The sequence below is a fragment of the Arthrobacter sp. 01T419 genome, assembly GCF_056398865.1.
Map to the genome: position 1 here is coordinate 75,380 of NZ_JBFTQF010000002.1, position 18,340 is coordinate 93,719.

Annotated in this window: 25 protein-coding genes; 5 read left to right on the plus strand and 20 right to left on the minus strand. The window is 62.0% G+C overall.

What is annotated here, in order from left to right:
- Window positions 1-6 precede the first annotated feature (6 nt).
- Together AC1DLO_RS03975 and AC1DLO_RS03980 are read right to left on the minus strand one after the other, a co-directional pair.
- Complete coding sequence (locus tag AC1DLO_RS03975; RefSeq protein ID WP_184740603.1) at window positions 7-894, minus strand: ABC transporter permease; 888 nt, start codon at window positions 892-894, stop codon at window positions 7-9.
- The gene (locus AC1DLO_RS03980) at window positions 891-2,000 is read right to left on the minus strand and encodes a sugar phosphate isomerase/epimerase family protein (protein ID WP_476889334.1); all 1,110 of its coding nucleotides are present in this window, start codon (window positions 1,998-2,000) and stop codon (window positions 891-893) included. The genes AC1DLO_RS03975 and AC1DLO_RS03980 overlap by 4 nt, the downstream gene beginning before the upstream one ends.
- 186 nt (window positions 2,001-2,186) lie before the next feature.
- Here AC1DLO_RS03980 and AC1DLO_RS03985 point away from each other — a divergent pair, with 186 nt between their 5' ends.
- The 5 genes from AC1DLO_RS03985 (at window position 2,187) to AC1DLO_RS04005 (ending at window position 8,069) form a co-directional block, all read left to right on the plus strand.
- The gene (locus tag AC1DLO_RS03985) at window positions 2,187-2,885 is read left to right on the plus strand and encodes a FadR/GntR family transcriptional regulator (protein WP_184740605.1); all 699 of its coding nucleotides are present in this window, start codon (window positions 2,187-2,189) and stop codon (window positions 2,883-2,885) included.
- A gap of 31 nt (window positions 2,886-2,916) precedes the next feature.
- Window positions 2,917-4,377: a chlorohydrolase family protein gene (locus AC1DLO_RS03990; RefSeq protein WP_476889335.1), complete on the plus strand. Its 1,461-nt coding sequence runs from the start codon at window positions 2,917-2,919 to the stop codon at window positions 4,375-4,377.
- 347 nt (window positions 4,378-4,724) lie between these two features.
- Complete coding sequence (locus AC1DLO_RS03995) at window positions 4,725-5,684, plus strand: carbohydrate ABC transporter permease (protein ID WP_184740607.1); 960 nt, start codon at window positions 4,725-4,727, stop codon at window positions 5,682-5,684.
- A complete protein-coding gene (locus tag AC1DLO_RS04000) occupies window positions 5,681-6,619 on the plus strand; it encodes a carbohydrate ABC transporter permease (protein ID WP_476914403.1) in 939 nt (312 codons plus the stop codon). Before AC1DLO_RS03995 ends, AC1DLO_RS04000 begins: the two co-directional genes overlap by 4 nt.
- Window positions 6,620-6,722: 103 nt before the next feature.
- Window positions 6,723-8,069: an ABC transporter substrate-binding protein gene (locus AC1DLO_RS04005; RefSeq protein WP_476889337.1), complete on the plus strand. Its 1,347-nt coding sequence runs from the start codon at window positions 6,723-6,725 to the stop codon at window positions 8,067-8,069.
- Window positions 8,070-8,177: 108 nt separating this feature from the next.
- Here the strand turns inward: AC1DLO_RS04005 and map are convergent, their stop codons facing one another.
- From map to rpsS, 18 genes are all read right to left on the minus strand, one after another.
- Window positions 8,178-9,005: a type I methionyl aminopeptidase gene (map, locus tag AC1DLO_RS04010; protein WP_476889338.1), complete on the minus strand. Its 828-nt coding sequence runs from the start codon at window positions 9,003-9,005 to the stop codon at window positions 8,178-8,180.
- A gap of 213 nt (window positions 9,006-9,218) precedes the next feature.
- Window positions 9,219-9,788, minus strand: coding sequence for an adenylate kinase (locus AC1DLO_RS04015; RefSeq protein WP_476889606.1), 570 nt, complete (start codon window positions 9,786-9,788; stop codon window positions 9,219-9,221).
- A gap of 5 nt (window positions 9,789-9,793) precedes the next feature.
- Window positions 9,794-11,104: a preprotein translocase subunit SecY gene (gene secY / locus AC1DLO_RS04020; protein WP_476889339.1), complete on the minus strand. Its 1,311-nt coding sequence runs from the start codon at window positions 11,102-11,104 to the stop codon at window positions 9,794-9,796.
- 187 nt (window positions 11,105-11,291) lie between these two features.
- Entirely contained in the window at window positions 11,292-11,774 is a 483-nt protein-coding gene (gene rplO, locus AC1DLO_RS04025) for a 50S ribosomal protein L15 (RefSeq protein WP_476914404.1), read from the minus strand.
- On the minus strand, window positions 11,774-11,980 hold the full coding sequence (gene rpmD / locus AC1DLO_RS04030; RefSeq protein ID WP_059387371.1) for a 50S ribosomal protein L30: 207 nt from the start codon (window positions 11,978-11,980) through the stop codon (window positions 11,774-11,776). The genes rplO and rpmD overlap by 1 nt, the downstream gene beginning before the upstream one ends.
- 2 nt (window positions 11,981-11,982) lie before the next feature.
- Window positions 11,983-12,654 carry a 30S ribosomal protein S5 gene (gene rpsE, locus AC1DLO_RS04035; RefSeq protein ID WP_184740613.1) on the minus strand — a complete coding sequence of 224 codons (672 nt, stop codon included), beginning with the start codon at window positions 12,652-12,654 and terminating at the stop codon, window positions 11,983-11,985.
- Window positions 12,655-12,683: 29 nt separating this feature from the next.
- A complete protein-coding gene (rplR, locus tag AC1DLO_RS04040) occupies window positions 12,684-13,067 on the minus strand; it encodes a 50S ribosomal protein L18 (RefSeq protein WP_184740614.1) in 384 nt (127 codons plus the stop codon).
- 3 nt (window positions 13,068-13,070) lie between these two features.
- Window positions 13,071-13,607 (minus strand): 50S ribosomal protein L6, encoded by a 537-nt coding sequence (gene rplF / locus AC1DLO_RS04045; RefSeq protein WP_059387368.1) that lies wholly within the window; start codon window positions 13,605-13,607, stop codon window positions 13,071-13,073.
- Between the two features lie 18 nt (window positions 13,608-13,625).
- Window positions 13,626-14,024, minus strand: coding sequence for a 30S ribosomal protein S8 (gene rpsH / locus AC1DLO_RS04050; protein ID WP_028265096.1), 399 nt, complete (start codon window positions 14,022-14,024; stop codon window positions 13,626-13,628).
- Window positions 14,025-14,101: 77 nt separating this feature from the next.
- Window positions 14,102-14,689 (minus strand): 50S ribosomal protein L5, encoded by a 588-nt coding sequence (gene rplE, locus AC1DLO_RS04055; RefSeq protein WP_184740615.1) that lies wholly within the window; start codon window positions 14,687-14,689, stop codon window positions 14,102-14,104.
- Entirely contained in the window at window positions 14,689-15,051 is a 363-nt protein-coding gene (gene rplX, locus AC1DLO_RS04060) for a 50S ribosomal protein L24 (RefSeq protein ID WP_476889340.1), read from the minus strand. The genes rplE and rplX overlap by 1 nt, the downstream gene beginning before the upstream one ends.
- Window positions 15,052-15,054: 3 nt before the next feature.
- Window positions 15,055-15,423 carry a 50S ribosomal protein L14 gene (rplN, locus tag AC1DLO_RS04065; protein ID WP_003803789.1) on the minus strand — a complete coding sequence of 123 codons (369 nt, stop codon included), beginning with the start codon at window positions 15,421-15,423 and terminating at the stop codon, window positions 15,055-15,057.
- A gap of 350 nt (window positions 15,424-15,773) precedes the next feature.
- A complete protein-coding gene (gene rpsQ / locus AC1DLO_RS04070; RefSeq protein WP_059387365.1) occupies window positions 15,774-16,073 on the minus strand; it encodes a 30S ribosomal protein S17 in 300 nt (99 codons plus the stop codon).
- On the minus strand, window positions 16,070-16,393 hold the full coding sequence (rpmC, locus tag AC1DLO_RS04075) for a 50S ribosomal protein L29 (protein ID WP_059387364.1): 324 nt from the start codon (window positions 16,391-16,393) through the stop codon (window positions 16,070-16,072). The genes rpsQ and rpmC overlap by 4 nt, the downstream gene beginning before the upstream one ends.
- Before the next feature lie 2 nt (window positions 16,394-16,395).
- Entirely contained in the window at window positions 16,396-16,812 is a 417-nt protein-coding gene (gene rplP / locus AC1DLO_RS04080) for a 50S ribosomal protein L16 (RefSeq protein ID WP_028265101.1), read from the minus strand.
- A complete protein-coding gene (rpsC, locus tag AC1DLO_RS04085; RefSeq protein ID WP_028265102.1) occupies window positions 16,813-17,649 on the minus strand; it encodes a 30S ribosomal protein S3 in 837 nt (278 codons plus the stop codon).
- Window positions 17,650-18,015, minus strand: a complete 366-nt coding sequence (rplV, locus tag AC1DLO_RS04090) for a 50S ribosomal protein L22 (protein WP_184740617.1) — start codon at window positions 18,013-18,015, stop codon at window positions 17,650-17,652.
- 38 nt (window positions 18,016-18,053) lie between these two features.
- A complete protein-coding gene (rpsS, locus tag AC1DLO_RS04095) occupies window positions 18,054-18,335 on the minus strand; it encodes a 30S ribosomal protein S19 (protein WP_018773666.1) in 282 nt (93 codons plus the stop codon).
- Window positions 18,336-18,340: the final 5 nt, after the last annotated feature.

An 18,340-nucleotide genomic window follows, 5' to 3' on the forward strand; every position in this document is an offset into this window, starting at 1 on the left:
GAAACCTCACTTTGCCTGGACGAATTCGCCGCGTGGGTCCAGGACTTCCCGGGCTCGGTCTGCGATCAGGGTCGTCAGGCTGACGGCAAGGAGCAGGCCCAGGCCGGGGAAACCGGCGATCCACCATTGACCGGTCAGGAAGAATTGCTGGCCGTCCGTGATCATTTCTCCCCATTCGGCAGTGGGCGGTTGTGCCCCGAGGCCCAAGTAGCCGAGGGCGGCGAGGGAGAGCACTGCCGCGCCGAAGACGGCGGCCATCTGAAGGATCATGATCGGGACCAGGTGCGGGAAGACGTGGCGGAACAAGACGCGGGCCGGGTGTGCTCCGAGTGCCATGGTGGAGCGGATGAAGTCCTGGCCATACAAACGCATCACCTCACCGCGGAGGGTCCGCATGTACCAGGGGAACGAGTGTAGCGAGAGCCCGATGACCACGGCCGTCACGCCCGGCTTGAGCGCCATTGCGATGGCCATCGCCAGGAGGATGGCTGGGAAGCAGAGGATGGAGTTGGTCAACCAAGTGAAAAGCGTGTCCACCCAGCCGCGCATGGATCCCGCCAAAAGGGCCGCGATACAACCGAGCACGGCCCCGATCAAGGCAATGGTCAGGCCGGCCAGGATCGATGTCTGGCCACCCGCCAGAACCCGGGCCAGCACGTCACGGCCCGTGTCGTCGGTGCCCATGGGGTGGCCCAAGCTGGGAGCCTGGAGGACTGCGCCAAGGTTGATGGAATCGGGCTGCGCCCGCCAGACCAAGGGGCCCAACAGGGTGGCCACAATAAGGGCGGCCAAGAGGGACAGGGTCATGGTCAATGTCGTGTCCCGTCTGAGGAAGTTCCTGAAAGGCCTGCTTCTGGCAGGGACAACGATCTGTGAGGCGGCAATGGCTGTCATGAGAGTCCTTCCTCTCCGGAAAGGATCGTGGCCGGTTCTTTCACAACGGCACCGATCGATATGAGGAGCCCCCGCAACGTCGCGGCGCTGTGGAGCAGTTGACGACGACGCTCGGCCGGGCCGGGCTCGTCGTCCCAGTCGGCGAGCGCCGGGATACGCCCGTGCGCCACGCCGTCGTGCGTCGCAACACCGAGCCGGGCCAACTGGCCCAGCCCCGCGGCGTCGAGGTGGGGTTCGTGGGTGAACCACGAACGGTCGAAAACCGGAGCATCGAACTTTCCCCGGTGCTGTTCCAAGGTGAAGTCACTCACCCCGGCACTGAGAAGGTGGCCGAGGATCGCTTCCCAGTCGAAGACTCCCTCGCCGATTGCCCGCAGGCGGCGCCGGTATCCGTGGGGTAGGGGAAACAAGACCGCGTCTTCCAAGTGCGTCATCCTGATGTACGGTCCAAGGCTCCGGGCTGCCTCGATTGGGTCCTCTGCGCGGACCACGAGGTTGGCCACGTCGAATCCTATTCCGAACACCGCGGGATCCAGTGCCTGGACAAGTGCCAGCACTTCCGGTGAAGCCAGGTCTTCGTGGGTCTTGAGGTTGATGCGCACGCTGGCGTCCCGCGCCGCGGGTGCGAGCGCCTCAAGGTTCGCCCGTATGAGCCGGAGTTGCGCAGGGTGGTCGAGGAACCTGCCCTGCTCCACGGCACCTTGCCGTTCGGATCGGGTGTGAACGAAAAACTCGGTAATGCCAAGATCCACTCCCCTGGCAAGGGCTCTCCCCATCCCGGCCCTCACCGTGGCAGGATCGCCGAACGGCCCGGCGCAGCCGAGGCCAAGCTGGATCTCGACCCCGGAATGCCGGGCCTCCTCCGCCACCTCGTCCAGTTCGCCAGGCTTGTCCGGTTGCGCAAGTGATTCACCGGAATGTTCCGCGGCGATGCTGTTGAGAACAACGAGCGTGAAGCCGTCGTCCACGGCGGCCAGCACTGATTCCACCAGTGGCCGGCTTTCGTGGCCCGGGTACCGGGTGAACTGCACCCCTAAGCGCGTCTCCGGCAATCTGCCAGTGCCGAGGAGCCGCGAATCTACCGGCAGGCGTGTGATCTGGGTCATGTTTGCCAAGATACACTCGTAAGACGTCTTACGAAAGAGTAGCTTTTCCAACCCCCATGTGAGACGCTTCGTTGACGTAAGTGGACCGGTCGCCGGCCGGAGCGAATGACGCGAATTTGCAAAAGCGCCGCCCGCCCGGAGGTGCCTGGATCTGCGAACTCAGAGCATTTCCTGGAAGGAGGCACCATGACCGTGAATGGCCGGCGCAGCGTCGTCGACGACGCGATCGACGACATCCGCCTGCGGATTCGGCAGGGCGAGTGGGGCTTGGGAGACCGCATTCCCCCCGAGCCGGAACTCGGAAAGGCCCTGGGCCTCAGCCGGGCGCCCCTGCGGGAAGCACTCCGGGCGTTGGTGCACGCGGGACTTCTCGTGACACGGCAAGGTGACGGGACCTTCGTCGCGGCCGTAGACGAACAAGAAGTCGCCCTGCGGAAGGGCCTCCAGGGAGCGGATCGATTCGAGGCCATCGAAGTCCGGCGCAGCCTTGACGTACCCGCGGCCGCCCTCGCCGCCCAGCGCCGGGACCAAGAGGATCTGGACAGGCTTCAGGATGCGCTGGAACGGCGCCGCGCTGCCGCGGAAGCCCACGACGACGACGGTTTCCGGCAGGCAGACATCGACTTCCACCGCGGCGTGGTGGACGCCGCGCACAACCAGCTTCTGGCTGGCATCTATGGCTCTCTTGCGGCGAGCATCGACGGTTCGTGGACATCACCGGCAGGCCTGGAGCGCGCAGCCAGCACCGAGCACGATAACCATGACGAGCTCTTCGAGGCGATCCGCGACCGCGCAGCCCAGGACGCCATGATGGTGGCCGGATCGATCCTCGACAACCAGGCTTCCGATTTGGAAGGCAAGCCCCCACGTTCCACTCGCTCGTAGCTTCTCCGGACCACCACCCCCAAGGAGACCAGTGATTACCCGCATCAAGGCCGCCTTCGTCATTGGATACGCCGACGGCGACCACTGCATCCTGCCCAACGCGGAGCTGGTCCACGAGGACGGGACCATTGTCTTCGTGGGCAGGGACTATCCCGGAGCAGTGGACATCAATATCGACGCCGGGCAGGCTGTCGTCTCCCCCGGGTTCATCGACCTGAACGCCTTGGCAGACATCGACCATGCCCTCTTCGATTCTTGGCCCGACCCCACCCGGCGGCTGGGGCTCGTCTGGTCCGAGTCCTACTTGAGGGACCATGGGGCTGTCTTCACACGCGAGCAGCTACGATTCCGACGTGAGTTCGCCCTCTCGCAATTGGTACGCAACGGCATCACTACGCTTATGCCGATTGCATCCGAGAGCTACCACGAGTGGTGCGAGGACTACGAGGACCTTGCCGACACCGCCGACGCCGTCGAGGCGCTTGGCGTCCGGGCCTACCTGGGGCCGAGCTACCGCACGGCGGTCCCCTATACCGACGGCAAACGGGTGATGCTCCATGAGGATGAACGGCGAGGCCTCGACGGCCTGGATCAAGCGGTCCGCTTCGCCCAGGACTTCGAAGGGAGGGCTCATGGGCTGATCCGGGCGGCCCTGCTACCTGCGCGGATCGAAACACAGACCGAAAAGACCCTCCAACTCACTCGCCAAGCTGCCGATGAGTTAAAGCTCCCCGTGCGCCTGCACGCCGCCCAAGGTCTCTTCGAAGTCGAGACCATGATCTCCCGCACGGGCAGGCGTCCGCTCCCCTACCTGGCCGATCTTGGTTTCCTCGCCGAACGCACGTTCATCCCCCACGCTTGGACCATCCCTGGCCATTCGCATATGCCTGCCGCCTTCGGCACCGGGGACGATCTGGCTCTCCTCTCTGATTCGGGGACAACTGTCCTGCTCTGCCCCATCCCCATGGCGCACTACGGCGGGATGCTCGACAGCTACGACTCCTACCGCGAGCGCGGAGTGCGGATCGCGCTGGGGACGGACTCCGCCCCGCCGAACATGATCCGCGCCATGGACCTCGCGATGGGCATGACCAAAACTCTCACCGGGGAGCGTTCAAGCGCCCAGGCCGCGGACTTGCTTCGCTCCGCCACCGTGGACCCCGCCGAGTCGCTGGGCCGTTCCGACCTGGGCCGTCTGGCACCTGGAGCGCAGGCGGACTACTTTGTCCTGGACTTGACCGGGAGCCACATCGGCCCACTCGCCGATCCCGTCCGCACCCTGATCATGAACGCGGACGGACGGGACATCACGCAGGTGGTCGTGGCCGGCCGCACCATTGTGGACAAGGGAGAAATCGTCACCGTGGACACGAGCGGCTACCGGGAACGTGCGCAGGAATTCCTGGACCACTACATTGCCTCACTGACCGTTTCGGACTTCGCCCGGCGCCCTGTCCACGAGCTCCTTCCGCCCAGTTTCCCCTTGCGCTAATCAGCGCAAGTAGTCCAGGCGCCGCCGGAGGACGTCGACGGCGACGCACCCTCACATGGCAGCCTCGCCGTCGTCGAGGCCACTATCCGGAAGGGATCCCCCGCGCCCTAGCGGCGCGCGATGCCCTCTTCGGCACAAACGGTAGTCGTGCCTCGAATGTAAACGCGGCCCCACCCGCCACGAAACACCGAGTAAACGAACGCAGAAGGCTTGTCCAACAATCCCCGGTATGCCCGATTTTTTGACTTGACAGGTGCTCCCGTGTGGTGAGGTAAAGCTAGCCGCCCCTCGACTCACTCGTCCGAATCCGGCGCGCCCCGATATCTGCAAACCGTTAGAGATCCCCAATGACAAGACAACTGACTGGCAGCCCCGCGGCCCCTGCGGCCCCCGCGCAGACTGTCCCGGCCCGTCAAAGCCGCGGACGTTGGTCCGGGCGAACGCGACGCGACTTCTTTGTGTTCCTGGCGCTGGCCTTGCCGAACCTGGCGCTGATTGCCGTGTTCACGTATCTGCCCCTGATCAACAACGTGTACTACTCAACCCTCGACTGGACCTTGGGCTCAGCATCGGCCACCGTTGTGGGAATCGACAACTACATCAACTTCTTCACCAGCTCCGATGCCCCGCAGGTACTTGGCACTACGGCTATGTTCACAGTGGTCACCGTCGGCGGCTCCATGGTGCTGGGGCTCTTAGTCGCCTTGGCCTTGAACTCCAAGGTCCGCGGCACCACCTTTGCGCGTTCCGCGGTTTTCGCCCCCTATGTCCTCAGCGGCGTAGGCGTTGGCCTCGTGTGGCTGTTCATCTTCGACCCCGGCTACGGCGTCCTGTCTTGGCTTCTCCGAGGCATCGGCCAGCAAAGCCCGCAATGGATCAACGATCCGCAGCTTGCCCTGGTAATGGTCATCATCGTCTACGTCTGGAAGAACCTGGGCTACTGTGCCGTCGTCTACCTCGCCGGGCTCCAATCGCTCCCGAAAGACGTCATGGAGGCAGCCTCCTTGGATGGCGCCAACGGCATCCGCCGCTTCATGAGCATTTCGGTTCCGCTGCTCTCGCCCACCACCTTCTTCCTGCTCATCACCACGATGATCAGCTCGCTGCAAGCCTTCGACCTGATCCGGATCATGACGCCATTGGGCAACGGCACCAGCACCCTGATCTACGAGGCCTATCTTCAAGCCTTCGGAGCCTACAACCGCGCAGGGTACTCCGCCTCCATCTCGGTGGTGCTCTTTGCCATCCTGCTCATCATCACCGTGCTCCAGCTGCGGTTCGTCGAACGGAAGGTGCACTACTCGTGAGCACGCTCTCTCCCGTCAGCCCTAACCCCGCAAGCGGCGTCGGGACCCGGAATGCCCCCGACGCCGGTCCGGAACTCCCAGTGCACCGCGACCGGCCCTTCTCCCGCACAAACCTCGTCCAGACACTGGCCGGTGGCTACATCCCCCTGATCGTTGCCACGTTGGTGGTGGTCCTGCCGTTGTTGTGGATGGTACTGAGTTCCTTCAAGCAACCCGGCGAGATCGTCACCGTGGATCTCAAGATCCTGCCACAGGGCCTGAACCTGGAGAACTACCACACGGCCATGACCACAGTGCCGTTCGCACGGTTCTTCCTGAACAGCCTGATCGTTACCACCGTGGGCTCCACGGTGAAGGTGATCCTGGCCATACTGACGGCTTACGCCCTGGTATTCGTCCGGTTTCCGTTCAAGAACGTCATCTTCGTCGTGATCCTCGTGGCCCTGATGGTGCCGCCGCAGGTATCGATCCTCCCGAACTACATCCTGATCGCGGGAATCGGCGGGAAGAACACCCTGTGGGGAATCATTCTTCCGGGCCTCGGCACGGCCTTCGGAACGTTCCTCCTTCGCCAGCACTTCAAGACCCTTCCCGGGTCCATCCTCGAAGCGGCGGAAATCGACGGCGCGGGTCACTGGCGCAGGCTGTGGCAAGTCGTCGTCCCCGTGTCGCTCCCCTCCATCGCCACCGTGGCCCTCGTCACCGTGGTCAGCGAATGGAACGACTACATCTGGCCGCTCATCATTACCGACAGACCGGAAACCATGACTCTCCCTGTCGGCCTGACCTTGCTTCAGAACTCTGAAGGAAACGGCGCCGGCTGGGGAATCCTGATGGCCGGGGCAGTCCTGGTGATCATCCCCATCCTCCTGGTCTTCGCAGCGTTGCAGCGCTATATCGTTGCCGGGCTCACCCAGGGCAGCGTCACCGGCTAGCGACCGCGCACCATCACCCGCGCGTTCCCCACCCGGCCGAACCGCGGCCCGGCCGAACCGTACGAAATACCTCACCACCTTTGCATCCTTGAGAGGACCAACCATGGCAATGAATCTTGACCGTAGAAACTTCCTGGGGCTCGCTGGACTTGGAGTCGGCGCCGCTGCCCTTGCGGCCTGCGGCGGTCCGTCGACCGGCGGCAGCGTTGCAAGCAGCGGACCTTCGGACATCGACTTTTCCGGCGTCAAGCCCGCCGGCTCGTTCGACTTCTGGACCAGCCACCCCGGGCAGTCGCAGAGCGTCGAGCAATCCATTATTGACAAATTCCAGGCGAAGTTCCCGGACATCAAAGTGAACCTCGTAACGGCAGGCGCCAACTACGAGGAAATCGCCCAGAAGTTCCAGACGTCGCAAGCTGCGAAGTCGGCCCTCCCCGGCCTCGTGGTGCTCTCCGACGTCTGGTGGTTCCGCTACTACACCAACGGCAACATCATTCCGTTGGACGGACTCATCAAGCAGTTGGACTTCAAGATTGATGACTTCCAGAAGTCCCTCGTGGCGGACTACCAGTACGCCAACAAGCAATGGGCGCTCCCCTACGGCCGCTCCACCCCGCTCTTCTACTACAACAAGGACCACTTCAAGGCCGCCGGCCTCCCGGACAGGGCGCCGAAGACCTGGCAGGAATTCGCCGACTGGGCCCCCAAGCTCAAGGCCAGCTCGGGCGCGAAGTACGCCTACATCTACCCGGCCCTCGCCGGATACGCGGGCTGGACTCTACAGAACAACCTGTGGGGCTGGGGCGGTAGTTGGTCCAATGGGTGGACTTTCAACTGCGATTCCACGGAGTCAGTCGCGGCCCTGCAGTGGGCGCAGGACTCGATCTACAAGGACAAGTGGGCCGGAGTCTCCTCCAAGAGCGCCGCGGACGATTTCGCCGCGGGCATTACGTCTACAACAATCTCCTCCACCGGTGACCTGCTGGGCGTACTGAAGTCCGCTAAGTTCAACGTCGGCGTCGGCTTCATGCCGGGCGGCCCCAAGGCTGAGACCAACGTCTGCCCCACCGGCGGGGCCGGCCTAGGCATCCCCAGCGGCGTCAGCAAGGAGGTCCAGCTCGCTGCCGCCACCTTCCTGAAATTCATGACCGAACCGGAAAACACGGCGGCCTTCTCCGCCGCGACGGGCTACATGCCCACGCGTGTCTCCGCGGACATGACTGCAGTCCTCGCCAAGACTCCCCAGATCAAGACCGCCATGGATCAGCTCGCAGTCACCAAGGTGCAGGACAACGCCCGGGTGTTCCTGCCCGGCGCCGATCAGGAGATGGCCAAGGCCGCCGCGAAGATCCTCACCCAGCAGGGCGACGTGAAAGCGACCATGACGGACCTCAGAGCAACCCTCGACAGCATCTACATCAAGGACGTAAAGCCCAAGCTCAAGAGCTAGGGCTCTGCGCGCCGAGTGCGATCCCGCCGCCCAACTAGCTCGCAGTTAATGTCGTTTTGACGGGTCAGAACGACATCTAATGCGAGCTAGTTGGGCAGCCTCGTCTGGTCAGGGAATCGGGACAGGCACGACGCCGAGCGGCACCAGCTGCTCTGCTCCGCCGTCGGGGGCCGAAAGCACCCAGATGCCCTTTTCGTGGACGGCGACCGAGTGCTCCCACTGGCAGGAACGCTTGCCGTCGGTGGTCACCACGGTCCAGTCGTCGTCGAGGGTGGCCGTCTCGATGCCGCCACGGACGAGCATGGGTTCAATGGCGAGGCACAATCCCGGCCGGATTTTGGGGCCTCGGTGCGTGGTGCGATAGTTCAAGACATCAGGGGCCATATGCATCTCTGAACCGATACCGTGGCCTACGTAGTCCTCCAGGATGCCCAGCGGCTTTCCCGGCACGGAAGAGACGTAGTCATCCACGGCGTTACCGATGTCGCCGACGAACTTGCCCTTGGCCAAAGCGGCGATTCCACGCCACATGGCGGCCTGAGTGACATCCGAGAGCCGCTGGTCCTCTGGGTCGGCAGTGCCAACTATCACCGTCCGTGCGGAGTCGGAGTGCCAACCATCAACAATCGCCCCGCCATCAATCGAAATGATGTCCCCCTCCTGCAGGACGCGGTCCCCGGGGATGCCGTGGACCACTTCCTCGTTGACGGAGGTGCAAATGGTGGCCGGGAAACCGTGGTACCCGAGGAAGTTCGACTTCGCGCCGGCGTCGTTCAGGACCACCGCAAAGACGGAGTCGATCTCCCGTGTGGTGACGCCGGGTTTCGCAGCCGCGACGGCCGCGTCGAGGGCGCTGCTGAGGACCAATCCGGCCTCGTGCATCTTGCGCATTTGCTCGTTGGTCTTGTATTCGATGCGGGGCTGGCCGAACGCCATGGTCTCCTCTTGTAGTGTGCTGCTTGTGGTGGGCTGCAGAACCAGAGCACCCTCTGATCTCCCCCATTTTCCCGCATCCGCGGCCTAGTTCGAAAATGGCCCTGAGATCGTTCCAGGAACCATCCCCGGCTCCGGTACCGCACAAGGGAACAGAAAAGGGTGTGTCCCGCGCACACAGCGCCGGCCACACCCTTTTCATTACATCGTGCGGAACTAGACCGCCTTGGCCGCCTCGATGGCCAGCAACACGCGATCAGTGACCTCGTCGATGCCGCCGATGCCATCGACTTTGGTCAGGATGCCACGTTCGGCGTACTTGGCCACCACGGCCTCCGTCTGCTCGTGGTAGAGGTTCAGGCGGTGGCGGATGACGGCTTCGTTGTCGTCCGAGCGTCCGGTCTCCTTGGCGCGTCCCAGCAGGCGCGAAACAAGTTCCTCGTCGTCGGCCGTCAGCTGAAGCACGACGTCGAGCTTCTCTTCGGTGTCGGCAAGGATCTGGTCCAGGTATTCCACCTGGGCGGTGGTGCGCGGGTAACCGTCAAGCAGGAAGCCGTTTTCGACGTCGTCCTCGCTCAGGCGGTCACGGACCATCTTGTTGGTCACGCTGTCCGGAACGAAATCGCCGGCGTCCATGTACTTCTTGGCTTCGATACCCAGTGGGGTTTCGCCCTTGACGTTTGCACGGAAGATGTCGCCCGTGGAAATGGCGACTACGCCCAAGCGCTCGGAAATCCGCTCAGCTTGGGTTCCCTTGCCCGAACCCGGAGGTCCAATGATCAGCATTCTCGTCATCGCAAAAGCCCTTCGTAGTGACGTTGTTGTAGCTGCGCATCAATCTGCTTGACGGTTTCGAGGCCCACACCCACCATGATCAGGATTGACGTGCCACCGAACGGGAAGTTCTGGTTGGCGTTGATCAGGACGAGTGCAACCAGCGGAATCAACGCCACGAAGCCTAGGTAAAGGGCTCCGGGGAGGGTGATTCTGGAAAGCACGTACTGCAGGTAGTCCGCGGTCGGTTTACCCGCCCGGATGCCCGGAATGAACCCGCCATACTTCTTCATGTTGTCCGAGACCTCTTCAGGGTTGAAGGTGATCGCGACATAGAAGTACGTGAAGAACACAATCATGACGAAGTACAGCGCCATGTAGATGGGGTGGTCGCCACGGGTGAGGTTGTTGTTGATCCACTCAACCCAGGGGGCCAATGACTCTCCTGCTTTGGGCCGGTTGAACTGCGCAACCAGTCCGGGCAGGTAGAGCATGGAGGAAGCGAAGATGACGGGCACGACGCCGGCCATGTTCACCTTGATGGGGATGTACGTGCTGGTGCCGCCCACGGTGCGTCGGCCGATCATACGCTTCGCGTACTGGACCGGAATGCGCCGCTGGGACTGCTCAACGAACACGACGAGTGCGACGGTCACCAGACCGATCGCCAACACCGTGAAGAACGTACCCGGGCCCTTGGAGCGCCAGATGGCACCCAGGGAGGTCGGAAAGCCGGCAGCGATGGACGTGAAGATGAGCAGGGACATACCGTTGCCCACGCCCTTCTCAGTGACCAATTCGCCCATCCACATGATGAGGCCCGTACCGGCTGTCAGCGTGATGACCACAAGAATCGTGGCGATGATGCTGTTATCCGGGATGATCGGCAACTGGCAGTTGGGCAGCAGCTGCCCGGAGCGCGCCAGGGACACCAAAGTGGTGGCGTTCAAGAGACCCAGCGCGATGGTCAGATAGCGCGTGTACTGCGTCAGCTTCGACTGGCCCGAGGCACCTTCTTCGTACAACTGCTGGAACCGCGGAATGACCACGCGGAGCAACTGCACGATGATGCTGGCCGTGATGTACGGCATGATCCCCAGGGCAAAGATCGAAACCTGCAGCAGTGCACCACCGCTGAACAGGTTGACGAGCTGGTAGAGGCCGCCCTGGTCCTGATTGCTTGACAAACATTGCTGAACATTTTGGTAGCTCACACCAGGCGAGGGGATAAAAGCGCCCAAGCGGAAGATTGTGATGATTCCCAGCGTGAACAACAACTTGCGTCGCAGATCAGGCGTCCGAAATGCCCGGCCGAATGCGCTTAGCAAGCGTCCTCCTGAGTTAAAAGTCCAAGGGTGTCGAAGGGGTCATTGAAACCCAACACCCGAGTCTAACGGCTTGATACGCCATGCGAACAATCGAGGGGGTCGCGCCACACGAAAAAACTCCCGGCGCGAAGGGCCGAAGCCCCCCACACCGGGAGTCAATTCACAGCGGGCGAACGCCCCAGAGCCCTTAGAGGGCTGTGGTGGTTCCGCCTGCTGCTGCAATCTTTTCAGCTGCGCTGGAAGAGAAAGCGTGGGCGGTGACGTCAACCTTGACGGTGATGTCGCCAGTGCCCAGCACCTTGACGGGCTGGTTCTTGCGAACGGCACCCTTCTCAACCAGGGACTCAACGGTGACAACGCCACCTTCCGGGAACAGCTCGTTGAGCTTGTCCAGGTTGACAACCTGGAACTCAACCCGGAACGGGTTCTTGAAGCCGCGAAGCTTCGGCAGGCGCATGTGCAGCGGCAACTGGCCGCCGGCAAAGCCAGCCTTGACCTGGTAGCGGGCCTTCGTACCCTTGGTACCGCGACCGGCAGTCTTACCCTTGGAGCCTTCACCACGACCAACACGGGTCTTGGCAGTCTTGGCACCCRGGGCGGGACGCAGGTGGTGGACCTTCAGAGTGTTCTGCTTGTCAGCAGCCTCTGCGGCGGTTTTGTTCTCAGCCATTACTTCGCCTCCTCTACATTCACGAGGTGCGGAACCGTGTTGAGCATTCCAACAGTCACGGCATCAGCGGTACGGACAACAGTGTGTCCGATGCGCTTGAGGCCGAGGGACCGCAGGGTTTCACGCTGGTTCTGCTTGGCGCCGATGACGCCCTTGATCTGGGTGATCTCCAACTGAGCGTCGGAGGGAGTCAGGTTCTTAGCCATGACTAAACACCTGCCTTCTGGTTCTGGAGTGCGCGCACCAGAGCAGGAGGAGCAACCTCGTCCAGCGGCAGGCCACGGCGGGCTGCCACGGAAGCGGGCTCTTCCAATCGCTTCAGGGCGTCAACAGTCGCGTGAACGATGTTGATGGCGTTCGAGGAACCGAGCGACTTGGAGAGGACGTCGTGGATACCGACGCATTCCAGTACCGCGCGGACCGGACCACCGGCGATAACACCGGTACCCGGGGAAGCCGGACGCAGCATGACAACGCCTGCTGCTGCCTCACCCTGCACGCGGTGCGGGATGCTGTTGCCAACGCGGGGAACGCGGAAGAAGGACTTCTTGGCCTCTTCAACACCCTTTGCGATAGCTGCCGGAACTTCCTTGGCCTTGCCGTAGCCAACGCCAACCATGCCGTTACCGTCACCGACGACCACCAGGGCGGTGAAGCTGAAGCGACGACCACCCTTGACGACCTTGGCAACACGGTTGATGGTTACAACGCGCTCTACGAACTGGCTCTTCTCGGCCTCGCGACCGCCGTCGCGGCCACCACGGCCACCACGGTCGCCGCGGCCCTGGCCACGGTCACCACGCTCGCCACGACGGCCGCCGCGGCGGTCGTCAGTGGCAGCAGCGGTCTCAGTTGCCTCAGCAGCTGCAGCTTCAGTCACCTGAATGTCCTTTTCGTTATTCTCAACGGTCACAGTGCCAGCCCACCTTCGCGTGCACCGTCAGCGACGGCGGCGATGCGGCCGTGGTACTTGTTACCACCGCGGTCGAAGACAACAGCTTCGATGCCTGCAGCCTTGGCACGCTCTGCAACGAGCTCGCCGACGCGCTTGGCCTTGGCAGTCTTGTCGCCATCGAGTGCACGAAGGTCAGCTTCCAGCGTGGAAGCGGAAGCCACGGTTACACCCTTGCTGTCATCGACAACCTGGACGAAGATGTGGCGTGCGGAGCGGTTGACGACCAGACGAGGACGAACAGCCGTGCCGCTGATGCGCTTGCGGATACGAAGCTGGCGACGGCTGCGTGCAGCCGACTTGCTCTTGTTCGTACGCTTCTTGTTAATTGCGATGGCCATGGTTTACTTACCAGCCTTTCCGACCTTGCGGCGGATAACTTCGCCGGCGTAACGGACACCCTTGCCCTTGTAGGGGTCGGGCTTGCGCAGCTTGCGAATGTTGGCAGCAACCTCGCCGACCTGCTGCTTGGAGATACCAGCGACGGAGAGCTTGGTCGGCCCCTCCACCGTGAAGGTGATGCCTTCCGGAGCGGAGACATTGACCGGGTGGCTGAAGCCGAGAGCGAACTCAAGGTCAGAACCCTTGGCCTGAACGCGGTAACCGGTGCCTACGATTTCAAGCTTCTTCTCGTAGCCCTTGGTGACGCCCTCGATCATGTTGGCGATCAGGGTGCGGGTCAGGCCGTGCAGGGAACGCGAAGCGCGCTCGTCGTTCGGGCGGGTGACAGTCAAGGTGCTCTCGTCCAAGGTGACCTCGATCGGGCTGGCTACAGTGTGGCTCAGCTCGCCCTTGGTGCCCTTGACGTTGATGACAGAGCCATCAACCTTAACTTCAACGCCGGCAGGAACGGTGATGGGGAGACGTCCAATACGTGACATTATTCTCTTCCTTTCCCGTTACCAGACGTACGCGAGGACTTCGCCGCCCACGCCCTTCTTGCCGGCCTGCTTGTCAGTCAGGAGGCCGGAAGAGGTGGACAGGATTGCGATACCCAGGCCACCCAGCACGTGAGGCAGGTTGGTGGACTTCGCGTAAACGCGGAGACCAGGCTTGGAAATGCGGCGGACACCAGCGATCGAACGCTCGCGGTTCGGACCGAACTTGAGGTCGATGGTCAGCTTCTTGCCGACTTCGGCTTCCTCTTCCTTCCAGGCAGCGATGTAGCCTTCCGCCTTCAGGATGTCGGCAACGCGTGCCTTGAGCTTGCTGTACGGCATGCTCACGGTGTCGTGGTATGCCGAGTTGGCGTTGCGCAGACGCGTAAGCATGTCTGCGACAGGATCTGTCATAGTCATTTGGGCTCTTGCCCTTCCTCGTAATGGTTTCCGCGTTGGCTGTTCAAACAGCCGTGGCCGGACCTACTACGTAGTTATTAGTCTTCGGATTTGAACGGGAAGCCAAGTGCCTTGAGCAGCGCGCGGCCTTCGTCATCGGTCTTTGCAGTGGTGACAACCGTGATGTCCATACCGCGAACGCGGTCGATGGAGTCCTGGTCGATTTCGTGGAACATAACCTGCTCGGTCAGACCGAAGGTGTAGTTGCCATTGCCATCGAACTGCTTGCCGTTGAGGCCGCGGAAGTCACGGATACGGGGCAGGGCGAGGGTCACGAGGCGGTCCACGAATTCCCACATACGGTCTCCACGCAGAGTTGCGTGTGCACCGATGGGCATGCCTTCGCGCAGCTTGAACTGTGCGATGGACTTGCGGGCCTTGGTTACCTGCGGCTTCTGGCCGGTGATCAGGGTGAGGTCGCGGACAGCGCCGTCGATCAGCTTGGAGTCCTTGGCGGCATCTCCAACACCCATGTTCACAACAACCTTCACCAGGCGGGGAACCTGGTTCACGTTCGCGTACTTGAATTCCTCAACCAGGGTCTGCTTGATGGAATCGGCGTACTTCGTCTTCAGACGCGGAACGATCTTCGTTTCGACGGTGGTCTCAGACAGTGTCTCACTCATCAGATGTCCTTCCCGGATGCCTTGGACACGCGGATACGGACGGTCTTGGAGATGCCGTCCTTCTCAACGGTCTCGAGACGGAAACCAACGCGGGTCGGCTTCTTGGTCGAGGGGTCAACAAGAGCAACGTTGGAGACGTGGATCGGGGCCTCAACGACCTCGATGCCACCAGTCTTGGTGCCGCGCTGCGACTGACCGACCTTGGTGTGCTTGGTGACGCGGTTGATGCCTTCTACCAGGACACGGTTGGTCTCGGTGAACACGCGCAGAACCTTGCCCTGCTTGCCGCGGTCGCCGCCGCGCTCCTGCTTGGCGCCAGTGATGACCTGAACGAGGTCACCCTTCTTGATCTTTGCACCCATGGGTTACAGCACCTCCGGAGCCAGCGAAACGATCTTCATGAACTTCTTGTCACGGAGTTCACGACCAACCGGTCCGAAGATACGGGTACCGCGGGGGTCGCCGTCGTTCTTCAGAATCACAGCTGCGTTCTCGTCAAACTTGATGTAGGAACCATCCGCACGGCGGCGTTCCTTCTTGGTACGAACGATGACAGCCTTGACGACGTCACCCTTCTTTACGTTGCCGCCCGGAATAGCGTCCTTGACGGTTGCGACGATGACGTCGCCAATGCCTGCGTAGCGACGGCCGGATCCACCGAGAACGCGAATGGTAAGGATTTCCTTAGCACCCGTGTTGTCGGCGACCTTCAGTCGCGACTCCTGCTGAATCAATTTTTACTCCTTGCGTCGCGCCGGTTCTCAGACCGAAATGGAGCATACGGAATGAGCCTTGCGGAACGGTTGATCGGGGTGTCTCTTGACCTGCCTGGATTTTGCCAGTGCAGGCCTAAACTCCCGTGCCGCCAGCATCAGCTTCCCTTGCGGAAATAACTGCGCGGGGCAGTATGCCGCGGCACGATTGTTTACGAGGTGGTTGTTGACGCACAACTGGCGCCATACAAACTCAATATCCTAGCACGCTTTATGCTAGGGACCGAAACGCGGGAAGGCCCGCATCCCTTACGGGATACGGGCCTTCCTGCCAATCCATATCGCTGCCGGGCGCAAAGCCCGGCGCGGGACTACTTAGCCTTTTCGAGGATCTCGACCAGGCGCCACCGCTTGGTAGCGGAGAGCGGGCGGGTCTCAGAGATCAGAACGAGGTCGCCGATGCCGGCGGTGTTCTGCTCGTCGTGAGCCTTGATCTTCGAGGTGCGGCGAATGACCTTGCCGTACAGAGCGTGCTTCACGCGGTCTTCAACCTGAACAACGATGGTCTTTTCCATCTTGTCAGAGACAACGTAGCCGCGACGCGTCTTACGGTAACCGCGCTGTTCAGCGCTGGCTGCTGCTTCCGTCACAGTTTCCTTCTGTTCGCTCACTTGGCGTCCTCTCCAGCCTCAGCTTCGGCCTTTTCAGCCTTGGCTTCTGCCTTCTTGGACTTCTTTTCTTCCTTGGCTTCCACAACCGGTGCAGCAACCTCGGCACGAATGCCCAGCTCGCGCTCACGGAGAACGGTGTAGATGCGTGCGATGTCCTTCTTTACCGCGCGCAGACGACCGTGGTTCTCCAGCTGTCCGGTGGCGGACTGGAAACGCAGGTTGAACAGCTCTTCCTTGGACTTGCGGAGTTCTTCAACGAGACGCTCGTTGTCGAAACCGTCCAGCTGTGCGGGTGCGAGATCCTTCGACCCTACTGCCATTTCTATTCACCACCTTCGCGACGCACAATGCGTGCCTTCAACGGCAGCTTGTGGATTGCCAGGCGCAGTGCCTCGCGAGCTACCTCTTCATTGACACCGGCGAGCTCGAAGAGAACGCGGCCCGGCTTGACGTTTGCGACCCACCATTCCGGAGAACCCTTACCGGAACCCATGCGGGTTTCGGCCGGCTTCTTCGTCAGCGGGCGGTCCGGATAAATGTTGATCCAGACCTTGCCGCCACGCTTGATGTGGCGGGTCATCGCGATACGGGCAGACTCGATCTGACGGTTCGTGACGTAGGCCGGGCTCAGAGCCTGGATGCCGTACTCACCGAAAGTGACCTTGGTGCCGCCCGTTGCAGCGCCGGAACGACCCGGGTGGTGCTGCTTACGGTGCTTGACTCGACGTGGGATAAGCATTTAAGCCTGTCCTCCTTCTGCCGCGGGAGCAGCAGCTTCAGCTGCCGGAGCCTCTGCAGCAACAGGTGCTGCGTCGGCTGCCGGACGGTCGGTACGACGACGGCGGTCACCACGGTCTGCGCCACCCGGGCGGCCCGGGCGGTCGCTGGGACCGCGGCCGCGGGACGGAGCAGCAGCTGCCTGCTGGGCCAGTTCCTTGGCGGTGACGTCGCCCTTGTAGATCCAGACCTTCACGCCGATGCGGCCGAAGGTGGTCTTGGCCTCGTAGAAGCCGTAGTCGATGTTCGCACGCAGGGTGTGCAGGGGCACACGGCCTTCGCGGTAGAACTCCGAGCGGGACATTTCTGCGCCACCCAGTCGACCGGAGCAAGCGATACGGATACCCTTGGCACCCGCGCGCTGTGCGGACTGCATGGCCTTCTTCATCGCACGGCGGAAAGCCACGCGGGAAGTCAGCTGCTCAGCAACGCCCTGGGCAACAAGCTGGGCTTCCATCTCGGGGTTCTTGACCTCGAGGATGTTCAGCTGGACCTGCTTGCCGGTGAGCTTTTCGAGCTCGCCGCGAATGCGGTCCGCTTCAGCGCCGCGGCGGCCGATGACGATGCCCGGGCGAGCCGTGTGGATGTCCACGCGGACACGGTCACGGGTGCGCTCGATTTCGACCTTGGCAATACCAGCGCGCTCCATGCCCGTGGACATGAGCTGGCGGATGCGGATGTCTTCGCGAACGAAGTCCTTGTACCGCTGGCCAGCCTTGGTGCTGTCAGCAAACCAGTGCGATACGTGATCGGTGGTGATGCCGAGTCGGAACCCGTGCGGGTTTACTTTCTGTCCCACTTAGCGAGCCTCCTCTTTCTCCGGGGTAGCGACTACCACGGTGATGTGGCTCGTGCGCTTCTTGATCTGAAATGCGCGACCCTGAGCACGCGGCTGGAACCGCTTCATGGTCGGGCCTTCATCAACAAACGCTTCGCTGATGTAGAGGTCTCCTTCGTCAAAGGCAACGCCATCGCGGTCCGCGAGGACCCGTGCGTTTGCCATTGCCGACTGAACTACCTTGAATACCGGCTCCGAAGCTGCCTGTTGGGCAAACTTCAGAATTGCCAGAGCCTCATTCGCTTGCTTGCCACGAACAAGGTTGACGACGCGCCGGGCCTTCATAGGCGTTACGCGGATGTGACGCGCAATAGCCTTGGCTTCCATTGCTTTCCTTCTCTCGTCTAAGCCGTAGAGCGAGCGCCTTAGCGGCGCTTGCCCTTACGGTCGTCCTTGACATGGCCGCGGAATGTCCGCGTGGGAGCGAATTCGCCGAGCTTGTGCCCGACCATCGACTCAGTGACAAACACCGGGATGTGCTTGCGTCCGTCGTGAACGGCAATCGTGTGACCCAGCATGTCCGGGACGATCATCGAACGGCGGGACCAGGTCTTGATGACGTTCTTGGTGCCCTTTTCGTTTTCCCTGGCGACCTTTACAAAGAGGTGCTGGTCAACGAAAGGACCTTTTTTCAGGCTGCGTGGCATGTGTC

What these genes read in the sequence shown, in the direction of transcription:
- rplV (WP_184740617.1), bottom strand. Translation starts at nt 18,015, where the DNA reads ATGGAAGCCAAGGCTATTGCGCGTCACATCCGCGTAACGCCTATGAAG.
- rplF (WP_059387368.1), bottom strand. Translation starts at nt 13,607, where the DNA reads ATGTCACGTATTGGACGTCTCCCCATCACCGTTCCTGCCGGCGTTGAA.
- rplX (WP_476889340.1), bottom strand. Translation starts at nt 15,051, where the DNA reads ATGGGTGCAAAGATCAAGAAGGGTGACCTCGTTCAGGTCATCACTGGC.
- AC1DLO_RS03985 (WP_184740605.1), top strand. Translation starts at nt 2,187, where the DNA reads ATGACCGTGAATGGCCGGCGCAGCGTCGTCGACGACGCGATCGACGAC.
- AC1DLO_RS03995 (WP_184740607.1), top strand. Translation starts at nt 4,725, where the DNA reads ATGACAAGACAACTGACTGGCAGCCCCGCGGCCCCTGCGGCCCCCGCG.
- AC1DLO_RS04015 (WP_476889606.1), bottom strand. Translation starts at nt 9,788, where the DNA reads ATGCTGATCATTGGACCTCCGGGTTCGGGCAAGGGAACCCAAGCTGAG.
- AC1DLO_RS03980 (WP_476889334.1), bottom strand. Translation starts at nt 2,000, where the DNA reads ATGACCCAGATCACACGCCTGCCGGTAGATTCGCGGCTCCTCGGCACT.
- rpmD (WP_059387371.1), bottom strand. Translation starts at nt 11,980, where the DNA reads ATGGCTAAGAACCTGACTCCCTCCGACGCTCAGTTGGAGATCACCCAG.
- rpsH (WP_028265096.1), bottom strand. Translation starts at nt 14,024, where the DNA reads ATGACTATGACAGATCCTGTCGCAGACATGCTTACGCGTCTGCGCAAC.
- rpmC (WP_059387364.1), bottom strand. Translation starts at nt 16,393, where the DNA reads ATGGCAGTAGGGTCGAAGGATCTCGCACCCGCACAGCTGGACGGTTTC.
- AC1DLO_RS04005 (WP_476889337.1), top strand. Translation starts at nt 6,723, where the DNA reads ATGGCAATGAATCTTGACCGTAGAAACTTCCTGGGGCTCGCTGGACTT.
- rpsS (WP_018773666.1), bottom strand. Translation starts at nt 18,335, where the DNA reads ATGCCACGCAGCCTGAAAAAAGGTCCTTTCGTTGACCAGCACCTCTTT.
- map (WP_476889338.1), bottom strand. Translation starts at nt 9,005, where the DNA reads ATGGCGTTCGGCCAGCCCCGCATCGAATACAAGACCAACGAGCAAATG.
- AC1DLO_RS03975 (WP_184740603.1), bottom strand. Translation starts at nt 894, where the DNA reads ATGACAGCCATTGCCGCCTCACAGATCGTTGTCCCTGCCAGAAGCAGG.
- rplP (WP_028265101.1), bottom strand. Translation starts at nt 16,812, where the DNA reads ATGCTTATCCCACGTCGAGTCAAGCACCGTAAGCAGCACCACCCGGGT.
- rplE (WP_184740615.1), bottom strand. Translation starts at nt 14,689, where the DNA reads ATGAGTGAGACACTGTCTGAGACCACCGTCGAAACGAAGATCGTTCCG.
- rplR (WP_184740614.1), bottom strand. Translation starts at nt 13,067, where the DNA reads ATGGCCATCGCAATTAACAAGAAGCGTACGAACAAGAGCAAGTCGGCT.